This is a genomic window from Tahibacter harae, assembly GCF_024437735.1.
Taxonomy (GTDB): domain Bacteria; phylum Pseudomonadota; class Gammaproteobacteria; order Xanthomonadales; family Rhodanobacteraceae; genus Tahibacter; species Tahibacter harae.
Window position 1 is genome coordinate 116112 of sequence record NZ_JANFQO010000016.1, and the last position, 11040, is coordinate 127151.

Annotated in this window: 9 protein-coding genes; 6 read left to right on the forward strand and 3 right to left on the reverse strand. The window is 69.6% G+C overall.

Translation table 11 applies throughout. The features are described from left to right. Positions 1 to 5: 5 nt before the first annotated feature. From NM961_RS24035 to NM961_RS16925, 6 genes are all read left to right on the forward strand, one after another. Positions 6 to 2168 carry an acetyl-CoA hydrolase/transferase C-terminal domain-containing protein gene (locus NM961_RS24035; protein ID WP_305119224.1) on the forward strand — a complete coding sequence of 721 codons (2163 nt, stop codon included), beginning with the start codon at positions 6 to 8 and terminating at the stop codon, positions 2166 to 2168. A gap of 71 nt (positions 2169 to 2239) precedes the next feature. Continuing rightward, positions 2240 to 3988 carry a cyclic-di-GMP receptor FimW-related protein gene (locus NM961_RS16905; protein WP_255915590.1) on the forward strand — a complete coding sequence of 583 codons (1749 nt, stop codon included), beginning with the start codon at positions 2240 to 2242 and terminating at the stop codon, positions 3986 to 3988. 134 nt (positions 3989 to 4122) lie between these two features. Further along, the gene (gene ispG, locus NM961_RS16910) at positions 4123 to 5376 is read left to right on the forward strand and encodes a flavodoxin-dependent (E)-4-hydroxy-3-methylbut-2-enyl-diphosphate synthase (protein WP_255915591.1); all 1254 of its coding nucleotides are present in this window, start codon (positions 4123 to 4125) and stop codon (positions 5374 to 5376) included. 266 nt (positions 5377 to 5642) lie between these two features. Continuing rightward, positions 5643 to 6062 carry a VOC family protein gene (locus NM961_RS16915; protein WP_255915592.1) on the forward strand — a complete coding sequence of 140 codons (420 nt, stop codon included), beginning with the start codon at positions 5643 to 5645 and terminating at the stop codon, positions 6060 to 6062. A 120-nt stretch (positions 6063 to 6182) separates the two neighbouring features. Next, positions 6183 to 8102 (forward strand): alpha/beta hydrolase-fold protein, encoded by a 1920-nt coding sequence (locus NM961_RS16920; RefSeq protein WP_255915593.1) that lies wholly within the window; start codon positions 6183 to 6185, stop codon positions 8100 to 8102. Between the two features lie 7 nt (positions 8103 to 8109). Next, the gene (locus NM961_RS16925) at positions 8110 to 8655 is read left to right on the forward strand and encodes a gamma-glutamylcyclotransferase (protein ID WP_255915594.1); all 546 of its coding nucleotides are present in this window, start codon (positions 8110 to 8112) and stop codon (positions 8653 to 8655) included. A gap of 25 nt (positions 8656 to 8680) precedes the next feature. Here NM961_RS16925 and NM961_RS16930 read toward each other — a convergent pair whose 3' ends face one another. The 3 genes from NM961_RS16930 to NM961_RS16940 form a co-directional block, all read right to left on the reverse strand. Continuing rightward, positions 8681 to 9358, reverse strand: coding sequence for a DNA alkylation repair protein (locus NM961_RS16930; protein WP_255915595.1), 678 nt, complete (start codon positions 9356 to 9358; stop codon positions 8681 to 8683). Between the two features lie 429 nt (positions 9359 to 9787). Further along, positions 9788 to 10303 carry an SRPBCC family protein gene (locus NM961_RS16935; protein WP_255915596.1) on the reverse strand — a complete coding sequence of 172 codons (516 nt, stop codon included), beginning with the start codon at positions 10301 to 10303 and terminating at the stop codon, positions 9788 to 9790. A gap of 11 nt (positions 10304 to 10314) precedes the next feature. After that, positions 10315 to 10692, reverse strand: a complete 378-nt coding sequence (locus tag NM961_RS16940; RefSeq protein WP_255915597.1) for an ArsR/SmtB family transcription factor — start codon at positions 10690 to 10692, stop codon at positions 10315 to 10317. Positions 10693 to 11040 lie beyond the last annotated feature (348 nt).

The window sequence follows — 11040 nt, forward strand, 5'->3', positions numbered from 1 at the left end:
ACGCAATGAGACCTGTGGAACGTCAAGGCGCGGTGGCCGATACGGTCGCGCGCATCCTGGCCCATGGCGGCGCGGCGATACGCCTGGCCGCGCCGCTGGGACTGGGCAAGCCGAATGTGCTGCTCAACGCGCTGTACCAGGCAGTGGCGGCGGATGCCTCGCGCCAGCTGCATATCTTCACCGCGCTGTCGCTGGTCCGGCCCAAGCCGAAATCCGAGCTGGAGCGGCGCTTCCTCGAACCCTTCCTGGCACGCCATTTCGGCGCCGACTATCCGGACCTGGACTACGCCGTCGCCCGCCGCGATGGCCGGTTGCCGGCGCATATCCGGGTCAGCGAGTTCTATTTGCAGTCCGGCGGCTTGCTGGACAACGCCCAGGCCCAGCGCGAATACACCTGCCTGAACTACACCCATGTCGCGCGCGACATGGCGGTGGCCGGGATCAATGTCGTGGTGCAGATGGTGGCGCGGCGCGTGGACGGCGGCCGCGAGCGCCTGAGCCTGGCCAGCAATCCGGACGTGACCCAGGACCTGCTCGACGAAATGGCGGCCCAGGGCCGGCCGCGGCCGCTGGTGGTCGGCGTGGTCCACCCGCGCCTGCCGTTCATTGCCAACGAGGCGGAGATCGGCGCGGATTTCTTCGACGTGCTGCTGGACGACCCCGCCTGCGACCATGTGCTGTTCGCGCTGCCGCGGGAGTCGGTCAGTACCGCCGAATTTGCCCTTGGCCTGCACGCCAGCACCCTGGTTGCCGACGGCGGCACCCTGCAAATCGGCATCGGCGCGCTGTCGGACGCGGTGGTGCACGCGCTGCTGCTGCGCCAGCGCGATCCGGCTGCCTACGGCGAGGCGCTGGCCGCGCTGGGCGGCGCCAGCGAACTGGCCGGGCGCATCGGCGGGCTGCAGCCGTTCGAGCGCGGCCTGTACGGCGCCAGCGAGATGGTCATGGACGGCTTCATGCACCTGGCCAGGGGCGGCGTGCTCAAGCGCCGCGTGTTTGACGATTTCCCGCTGGAGCAGGCCCTGGCCGAAGGCCTGATCGGCGAAACCATCCGTCCCGGCGACGTGGAGCGGCTGCACGCGGCCGGCGCGCTGCCGGGGCTGATCCAGCTGCCGGACCTGGCCCGCCTGGTGCGCTGCGGCCTGCTGCCCGAAGGCAGCCGCATCGACGGCGACAGCGTGCTGCTGCCCGACGGCGAGCGCGTGCCCTGCGACCAGCGCGAGCTGCCCGCCCGCGCCGCCCTGGGCCGGGCCATGAGCGGGCGCAGCCTGCGCGACGGGCGCTATCTGCGCGGCGCCTTCTTCCTCGGCTCGGCGGAGTTCTACCGCTGGCTGGGCGGGCTGGCGGGGCCGGACTTCGATGGCCTGTCCATGACCCGCGTGTCGGATATCAACCAGCTCTACGGCGGGCGCGAGATCCTCGACGCGCTGCAGCGCCGCCACGGCCGCTTCTTCAACACCTGCATGATGGCCACGCTGCTGGGCGCGGCGGTGTCCGATGCGCTGGAGGACGGCCGCGTGGTCAGCGGCGTGGGCGGCCAGTACAACTTCGTCGCCATGGCCCACGCCCTGCGCGACGGACGCTCCATGCTGCTGCTGCGCGCCAGCCGCGGCAGCGGCGACAAGGCGCGTTCCAGCATCTTGTGGAATTATGGACACACCACCATCCCGCGCCACCTGCGCGACGTATTCGTGACCGAATACGGCGTGGCCGACCTGCGCGGCAAATCCGACGAGGACTGCGTGCGCGCCATGCTCGCCATCAGCGATGCGCGCTTTGTCGATGCGCTGGCCGAGCAGGCGCGCCAGGCCGGCAAGCTGGCGCCGGATTTCGTCATCCCAGCCGCCTGGCGGCGCAATACCCCGGAGCAGCTGGCCCAGGCCCTGGCGCCGCTGCGCAGGCGTGGCCTGTTTGATGCATTCCCCTTCGGCAGCGATTTCACCCCGGCCGAGCTGCAACTGGCCGGGGCACTGAACTGGCTCAAGCAGCGCGGGAGCACCCGCCGCGGCAAGCTGAGCCTGCTCTGGCGCGCCCTGCGCAGCGGCAGCCCGCAGCCGCAGGAACGGGAATTGCTGCAGCGCCTCGGGCTGGCTGCGCCGGCCTCGGCGGGCGAGCGCTGGCTGCAGCGCCTGGTGCTGGCGGGGCTGCGCCGGGAAAAGGCGGCGTGAGGATGACGTCAAATCTCAGCTTTGCGGTCTAAACTGATGACTGTCCGAAGGAAGCCACAGGGGCAACCTCGATGAGTGAATGGCTCAACCGCCTGGTCCGCGACTGGCCCGAACGGCATCCGCCGCAGCGGGACGACTTCGCGACCGACGCCAAGGCCGTGCGCAACTGGCTCAATCACCTGCCGCTGGCCAATCCCGCCGCGACCTCGCGCCAGCTGCTGGACGCGCTGATGGTGATTAACCGCATGCGCATCGACGCCCAGCAGCGGCTGGACGCGATCGAGCTGCTGCGCGGGCCGGCGCTGCAGGTGGTCGGCGCGATCGACCGGCAGATCCTGCTGGAGACCTTCCCGCTGGCGCCCGCGCGCCAGCAGCAGGCGCGCATGGCGCAGGATTTCGAGCGCGAGCTGGCCCTGGCCTACGAGCAGGCGCTGCACGATTTCTGCGCGCCCGCCGGCAAGGTGCCGTTTCTCAAGGGAAAATCGGTGGCGCTGGCCGCGGTGCGGGCGCTGCAGCACTACGGCAGTCTGCTGGGCAAGGCCTATGCGCTGTATCACACGCCGCCGCAGGGCATCTGGCTGCGCCTGCACGATATCTACATGGCCGCCGCGGCGCTGCGCCTGGACGACAAGGCCGCGGCCGACCCCAGCCTGGGCGGCGCCGAGCTGTCGCCGCGCCACGCCTATGCCCATGCGCTGCTGCTGGCATTGAGCAATCCCTACCGCTACACCCAGCGCGAGATGAGCGACGTGTTCGCCCTGACCCGGGTGCTGGCGCCGCTGTGCCGCATCGCGCCCACCCGCGCCGGCGCCGCCGGCTTCGCCGTGCTGACCGATGCCGACCAGGGCGTGGGCTACGTGCCCGAGGAACGCCAGCTGGCCGCCGAGGGCCTGCTTTCCTTCGATGCCCACCCGGTGCAGCAGGCGGTGGAAGACCAGGTGCGGCGGCTGCCGCCCGGCGCCGACCTGCTGAGTTTCCGCCTCAAGGGCGGCCCGGCGGTGCAGGCGCGCCGTATCGTGGTGGAGCGCCTGATGCGCAGCTGGGGCGGCGGCGCTGAACGCGGCCATACGCGCCTGCCGGCCGGCCATATGCTGGACAGCGTGATCGGCCTGCACGCCCTGCACCACATGCTGGCGGGCGAGGATTTCGACGCCTTCCTGCGCCGCGTGCGCGGCCAGGCCATCAGCCTGTCCGAGCGCGATTCCGCCGCGGCCTGGGCCAGCCAGGCCAGCGAGGCCAGGCCCGCCGTGCAGCGCGCCCGCGTGCTGGACCAGAGCCTGGGCGGCTACCGCCTGGTCTGGGACAAGGCCGACCTGGCCCGGGCCAAGGTCGGCGAGCTGGTCGGCCTGGCCCAGACCCTGGATCCGGACGACGCCGACGACGAGCAGCAGGACTGGATGGTCGGCGTGATCCGCTGGATCCGCATTGACGACGCCGACTCGGTCGATGCCGGCGTGGAACTGCTGGCGCGCCGCGCCCAGCCCGTGGGCCTGGCCAGTTTCGAGGTCACCGGCCAGGTGCGCGCGGCCATGCGCGGCGTGCTGCTGCTGGACCAGGACAACGGCCATGCCATGACCCTGCTGGCGCCGCACCTGTTCGACCGCCACGCGCACGAGCTGGAACTGACCCGCCCGGCCGACCCGCTGGACTGGGAAACCCAGGCCAGCGTCGCCCGCCTGGGCGACGTGACCGTGGTGGACGCGAGCAATTCCTACCAGCGCGTGCTGATCGGGCGCGCGCCCACGCAGGAGGAACTGGCGGAATCCGCAGCGGTGGAGGCGGAGGAAGAGGAGCTGCGGGCCGACGGGACGCGCGGCTGAGAAGCCGGGATTGGGGATTCGGGATTGGCAAGAGCGGGCTGGGGTTTTGTCTACGAGTCCCCAATCCCGAATCCCCAGTCCCGGCTCTCGAATCCCGATAAACTCCGCATTCTTTACGCCCGCCAGCCTTCCGCATGAATTCCACCCCCGAAACCCGCATAGCCGCCGCCGCACTGCGCCGCCACAGCGTGGGCGTCGATGTCGCCGGCGTGCAGGTCGGCGCGCCGGCGCCGATCGTCGTGCAGTCGATGACCAACACCGATACCGCGGACGTGGCGGCGACGACGAAGCAGGTGGCCGAGCTGTGGCGGGCCGGTTCCGAGCTGGTGCGCCTGACCGTCAATACCGCCGAGGCCGCTGCCGCCGTGCCGCGCATCCGCGAGCGCCTGGACATGATGGGCGTGGGCGTGCCGCTGATCGGCGACTTCCACTACAACGGCCATACCCTGCTCACCAACGAGCCGGCCGCGGCCGAGGCTCTGGCCAAGTACCGCATCAATCCCGGCAACGTCGGCTTCGGCAAGAAGAAGGACGTGCAGTTCTCCACCATCGTCGAGCTGGCCATACGCCATGGCAAGCCGGTGCGCATCGGTGCGAACTGGGGCTCGCTGGACCAGGAACTGCTGGCGCGCATGATGGACGAGAACCACGAGCGTGCGCAGCCCTGGGATGCGCCGCGGGTGATGCGCGAAGCGCTGATCCGCTCGGCGCTGGATTCCGCCGCCCGCGCCGAGGAAATCGGCTTGGCGCGCAACCGCATCATTCTTTCCTGCAAGGTTTCCGGCGTGCAGGAACTGATCGCGGTCTACCGCGACCTGGCCGCGCGCAGCGACTACGCCCTGCACCTGGGCCTGACCGAGGCCGGCATCGGTTCCAAGGGCGTGGTCGCCTCCAGTGCGGCCCTGGCCGTGCTGCTGCAGGAAGGCATAGGCGACACCATCCGCATCTCGCTCACGCCTGAGCCGCAGGAGCCGCGCACGCGCGAAGTCGTGGTCGCGCAGGAACTGCTGCAGACCATGGGCCTGCGCGCGTTCACGCCCATGGTCACGGCCTGTCCGGGCTGCGGCCGCACCACCTCCACGTTCTTCCAGGAACTGGCCAAGAAGGTGCAGGACCACGTGCGCGCGCGCATGCCGGAATGGCGCATCCAGTACGACGGCGTGGAAAACCTCACCCTCGCAGTGATGGGCTGTGTCGTGAACGGACCGGGCGAGTCCAAGCATGCCAATATCGGCATCTCCCTGCCGGGCAGCGGCGAGGCGCCGTCGGCGCCGGTGTTCATCGACGGCGTGAAGACCCACACGCTGCGCGGCGAGGGCATCGCCGACGAGTTCGTCAGCCTCGTCGAGCACTACGTCGCCGACAAATACCGCGCGAAGGCGGGCTGAGGCAGCGCCGCCGCTGTTGCCGGAATGGCGCGTTCGCCGTGGCGGGCGCGTCCGCCGCGGCGCGGACCGTTCTGCAATTCCGCGAAAATTTCCGCCGCGCCGTGTCGATTCCGCCGGCGCTGCTTCGACGCTTGGCCAGGAGCCCGCTTTCGCCGCCGTTGCGGCGGGCGGAACATCAGCTCCCGGTGCAGGACGTATCCGCCGCGGCGGAGTCCTGTGCCTTCTCCGACCAGGGCCAGGCCCTGACCAGCCAAGGAGTCCCACGCATGAAGCTCAATGCCTACCTGACCTTTAACGACAGCTGCGAAGCGGCGTTCAAGTACTACGCCGAACACCTCGGCGGCACCATCGTCGACCTGATGCGCGTGGGCGACGCGCCGCCGATGGAAGAGGGCGCGCCGCCGTATTCCAAGCCCAACAACATCATGCACGCGATGATGACCATAGGCGACGGCACGCTGATGGGGTCCGACGCAATGGAACCTTACTGCCCCTACGTGAAACTGCAGGGCATTTCCGTCGCCCTGCATCCGGACTCGGTGGCCGAGGCCGAGCGCGTCTTCGCCGTGCTGGCCGACGGCGGCGAAGTGACCATGCCGCTGGAACGCACCTTCTGGGCGGTGCGCTTCGGCACCGTCACCGACCGCTTCGGCGTGCCCTGGATGATCAACTGCGAGAAGGAATGACGGCGCAGTGCGCACGTGCATGAATCGGCCGTGATCGGTCTGCGCCGCCGCCGCCGGCGGTGCGGGCCAACGGCCTTCGCAGCGGCTAGACTGCGGCGTCTTTTTCCGGGGCTCCGATCCATGCTCAAGCGTGTGTCTGCTTTGCTGCTGCTCATCTTCTGCTGGACGGCGGCCGCCGCGGCGGACAACGCCGCTGCGGCGCCGCGCATCCTGGTCGGCGAACACGAAGGCGCCGCCTGGCGCATCGACGTGCCGGCCAACTGGAACGGCGCACTGATTGTCTCCTTCCGCGGCAACACGCCCGAGCCGGTGCGCTTCGACGACCAGCCCTATACCGGCGGCGGCCGCGTGGTGATGCTGCAGCGCGGTTTCGCCCTGGCCCAGTCAGGCTATGCGCGGCCGGACTGGAATATCGAGGACGCCTACCGCGACAGCGAATGGCTGCGCAAACATTTCGGCAAGATCCTGGGAAAGCCGCGCCGCACCTATGCCATAGGCCAGTCCATGGGCGGCCTGGGCGTGGCCTACGCGCTGGAGCAGCCGGGTACGGCCTACGACGGCGGGCTTTCCCTGGCCGGCACGCTGGGCGGCGGCGATGCGCTGTTCGAGCAGGCTTTCGCCAATCTGGCCGCGTTCGACTATTACCTGCCCGGCGTGATCGGCGACATCGCGCCGGTGGCCGATACGCGGATGCCGGACGCGGACAGCGTCGGCAAGCTCGAAGCCGCCCTGGCCGGCAAGCCTGCGGCGCGCGCCGCGCTGGCCGCGCTGCTGGGCATCAGGCCCGAAGCCGTGGCCGAACAGATCGCGGTAAACCGTTTCATGCTGGCGCGGGCGCAGAAACTGGCCGGCGGCAATCCGGTCGGCAATGCGCACTGGCTGTATTCCGGCAGCGGCGATGACGCCGCGCTCAATGCCGGCGTGCGCCGCTATGCCGCCGATGCCAAGGCCTACGACTTCCTGCGCCGCAACTACGCGCCCAGCGGCAAGCTGGGCAAGCCCTTCCTCGCACTGCAGACCGTGCACGATCCGCTGGTCAGCGCCGCAGCCACCAACAGCTATGCCGCGGCCGTGCGCCGTGCCGGACGCGAGCCGAATTTCGTGCAGCAGTACGTGCCGGGCGAGGAACACCTGGGCTTCGACATAGGCCAGATCGTGGCTGCGATCGACAGCCTGGTTGCCTGGGTGGAGCTGGGCCGGCGTCCGGTTTCCGGCATGCAGCCCGCGCCCGCGGGCGCGGCGGCGGCCGCCTCCGCGCCGGCGTCCGCAGCGGTGCCGCCGCACCAGCAGTTCGAGCTGGATTCGGCCGAACTCAAGGAAAAGCGCCGTCTGACCGTCTATCTGCCGCCGGACTACGCCGCGACGCAGACGCGCTATCCCGTGCTGTACATGCCCGACGGCGGCCTGCAGGAAGACTTCCCGCACGTGGCGGCCACGGTCGATGCCGCCATCCGCGCGGGGCAGATGCGGCCGCTCATCATCGTCGGCATCGAGAACACCGAGCGCCGCCGCGACATGACCGGGCCTACCGAGGTGGCCGAGGACCGCAAGATCGCGCCGCGTGTCGGCGGCTCGGCTGCATTCCGGCGTTTTATCCGGATGGAATTGTTCAAGGAGGTCGATGCGCGCTACCGCAGCAGCGGCGAACGCGCCATCATCGGCGAGTCGCTGGCCGGGCTGTTCGTGCTCGAATCCTGCCTGGGGCCCGAGGCGCTGTTCAGCACCTGCATCGCGCTGAGTCCCAGCCTGTGGTGGAACAACCAGGCCCTGCTGCGCGCGGCGCCGGAACTGCTCAAGGCACAGCCGCGCCAGCCGGCGCGCATCGTGTTCGCCTCCGCCGACGAGGACAATATCGCGCCGTTCACCGCGCAGCTGGCCGAAGCGCTGCGCGCCGCTTCGGCGCCGGGCCTGTCCTGGCACTACGAGCCGCATGCGGAACTGCGCCACGACACCATCTACCGCGCACTGGCGCCGGGCCTGCTGCGGCGCCTGTTCCCCGCGGTCACCGGCGCGCCGCCGGCGGCGCCGGTCCGGCCCTGAGGCACGCATGACCGCACACACGGACACGGTCTGGCTGTTCGGCTACGGCTCGCTGATCTACAAGGTCGATTTTCCCTGGCTGGAGCGGCGTCCCGCCTGGCTGCAGGGTTGGGCGCGGCGCTTCTGGCAAGGTTCGCACGATCACCGCGGCACGCCCGAGGCGCCGGGCCGCGTGGTCACCCTGATCGCGTCCGCCGGCGCGCGCTGCCGCGGCATGGCCTATCGCATCAGTCCGGATGTGTTCGCCCATCTGGATCATCGCGAGAAGAACGGCTATGCCCGGCGCAGCCTGGAATTCTGCTTCGACGACGGCGGCTGCGTGCAGGGCGTGGTCTATGTGGCCGACCCGGCCAATGAAGCCTTCCTGGGCGAGGCGCCGGAGGCGGACATCGCACGGCAGGTCGCCGTTTCGCACGGGCCCAGCGGGGCGAACCGCGATTACGTGCTGGGACTGGCCCAGGCCCTGCGCGAACTCGGCGGGCTCGACGCGCACGTGGCGGCGATTGAATCGCATCTGCTGGGGCTGGACGCGGCGCACGCCGTGGCCAAGTAGCCGCTGCGTCGTTGCGGCGTCGCGCTCAGCCGGCTTTCTTCTTCCTTGCCGCCATGCGCGCCACGACCGCGGCGCCGGTGAGTTCGCGCAGCGCGTCCTTGCCGACCCAGCGCGGTGCGGCCGCTGTCGCCGCCGCCAGGCGCCGGGCTACAGCGACCGCGGCCGCATGCAGCCGCGGATTGCGCTTGCCTATGGAACGCAGCGCCCAGTTCACCGCCTTCTTGACGAAATTGCGTTCGTCGGCGGCGGCGGCTTCGATCAGCTCCAGGCCGCGCAGGTAGTTCGCATCGCCGGCTTTCTTGTCGTGCACGGTGAGGCTGGCGAGCAGGGCGAAGGCGGCGCGGCGCACGAATTCCTCGCCGCGGGCCGACCATTCCTCCACTTTGTCCCAGGCCTGGGGCGTGCGGTCGAACAGGGCGAAGCAGGCGGTGTCGCAGTGCGCCCAGTTGTCGAAATCCCGCGCCCAGCGCTCCATCTGCGCCGGCGTTACCTGGGCCGGCGCAGCCACGTAGCAGGCGAGCATGCGCGCCTCGTAGATGCCGGTCTGCCACAGCGCCTCGGCCAGCGCGTGATTGCGGCCGAACTGTTTGGCCACGGCCTGCACATCGCGCATGGAGACACCCAGGGCCTTGTCGTTCGGAATGGCGTAGCGCGCCATGCCTTCGCGCACCTTGGCGCTGGCGTGCTGCCGGAGTGCGGCCAATGCCTGTTCGCAGAGTTGGGCCGGCAGGGTGTCGCTGTGGGCAGCGGCGGGTCGGCGGCCGGCCTTGGCGGCAGGGCTGGGCGCGGCTTTTTCGCGGGGCGGTCTTGCCGGTAGAGAGGGCTGCGGCGTGGTCGAGGTTCCGCGGGCCGCGGGCTTCTTCGCCGTCGCTTTCGTTGCCGGAAATTTGGACGCCGCGTTTCGATCCGGCGATGCCTTTGCCGGCCTCGCCTTTGACGCGCGCGCGGATTTGTTGTTGTCCGCCCCGGCGGCAGTCCTGCGGGAATTCTGCGTCATCGCGGCCAGGCTCCGGTGCGGCGGACAGGGGACATAAATAGCAGAATGCAAAGCGCTGCGGCGACAATGCGCGGCAGGCGCCGATCGAGGTGCGCCGGCGGACGCACCTCGATCGTCAGGCGCGCGGCAATGCGCTCAGCCCAGGTCGGCCAGCGCGGCGCCGGCTTCGTCCGTGGCCAGCCACGCGGCCAGGCGGTCGTAGCCCATTTCGACACCTGCGGCCATCGGGAACTTCATCACGGCATCGCGCACTTCCTGGGAGGCATAGCGTACGGTCAATGTCAGCGTGGTCTGGCCGGCGGCTTCGCTGAGCACGATGGATGAAATCGCGTCGCCTTCGTACCAGGCCTGGTCGAAGCGTTCGCTGCTGACCATACGTTCGGGCGCGACGTATTCAAGGATCTCGCCGCTCATGCCCATTACTTCGCCGCTGGCGCTGTTATGCCAGACGTAGCGATAGCGGCCGCCGGCGCGGGCGTCGATCTCGCAGGTTTGCAGGCTCCAGCCCGGCGGGCCGGAAAACCAGCGCTTGAGCAGTTCGGCCTGGCTCAAGGCGGCAAAGACCAGGCGGCGCGGCGCGGCGAAGACCCGCACCATCTGCACTTCGCGATCGCCGGGCGTGCTGACGGTAAGCGTACCGGTACGGTTCATTGCGGTTTCCTTCAAGGTTTCTTGCGGGGTTTGGGGGGCTTGCGGCGGGTGGATTGCTGCTCGGCGGCCTGCATTTCCTGCAGCAGGACATCGAGATTCTCGAAACGGGTTTCCCAGAGCTGGCGGTAGGCCTCCAGCCATTCATTCGCGGCCGCCAGCGGCGCCGCCTCCAGCCGGCACGGCCGGCGCTGTGCATCGCGGCCGCGGCTGATCAGCCCGGCCAGTTCCAGCACCTTGAGATGCTTGGAAATCGCCGGCTGGCTCATGGCGAAAGGCTCGGCCAGCTCAGTCACCGAAGCCTCGCCCAGCGCCAGCCGCGCGAGGATCGCGCGACGGGTCGGATCGGCCAGCGCGGCGAAGGTGGCGTCGAGGTGAGTGGTTGGCGTCATTGCATAACCTTGTTGTTACATAACTATGTGGTTATGAATTTAGGTGGCGGTGACGGGGGCTGTCAAGCGGGGGATTCGGGATCGGAGTCGGTGGTCGGGGATCGGGGATCGGGGAGTCGGATATTCGTAGATCTGGGCGCCGGGAATTCGAGGCGTGTCGGTATGCAGATTGGGAGGAGAAGTGACGGCGAAAACGACCCCCTTGATCCCGCTGCAGGCGTCTGAAGCCCTTATGTCTCGCCGCCCCCGTACTCTAGGCGTCGAGAGCCGGCATGCGCGCCCGTAAAGCCCCTGGTGAGCAACCGAGGGAGAGCCTGGAGCCGCATGCCGGAACTCACGAAGCGCCCG

Excerpts from the sequence above, each read along its gene's own strand:
- NM961_RS16920 (WP_255915593.1), top strand. The coding sequence starts at position 6,183 with ATGCTCAAGCGTGTGTCTGCTTTGCTGCTGCTCATCTTCTGCTGGACG.
- NM961_RS16905 (WP_255915590.1), top strand. The coding sequence starts at position 2,240 with ATGAGTGAATGGCTCAACCGCCTGGTCCGCGACTGGCCCGAACGGCAT.
- NM961_RS16940 (WP_255915597.1), bottom strand. The coding sequence starts at position 10,692 with ATGACGCCAACCACTCACCTCGACGCCACCTTCGCCGCGCTGGCCGAT.
- NM961_RS24035 (WP_305119224.1), top strand. The coding sequence starts at position 6 with ATGAGACCTGTGGAACGTCAAGGCGCGGTGGCCGATACGGTCGCGCGC.
- NM961_RS16935 (WP_255915596.1), bottom strand. The coding sequence starts at position 10,303 with ATGAACCGTACCGGTACGCTTACCGTCAGCACGCCCGGCGATCGCGAA.
- ispG (WP_255915591.1), top strand. The coding sequence starts at position 4,123 with ATGAATTCCACCCCCGAAACCCGCATAGCCGCCGCCGCACTGCGCCGC.
- NM961_RS16925 (WP_255915594.1), top strand. The coding sequence starts at position 8,110 with ATGACCGCACACACGGACACGGTCTGGCTGTTCGGCTACGGCTCGCTG.
- NM961_RS16915 (WP_255915592.1), top strand. The coding sequence starts at position 5,643 with ATGAAGCTCAATGCCTACCTGACCTTTAACGACAGCTGCGAAGCGGCG.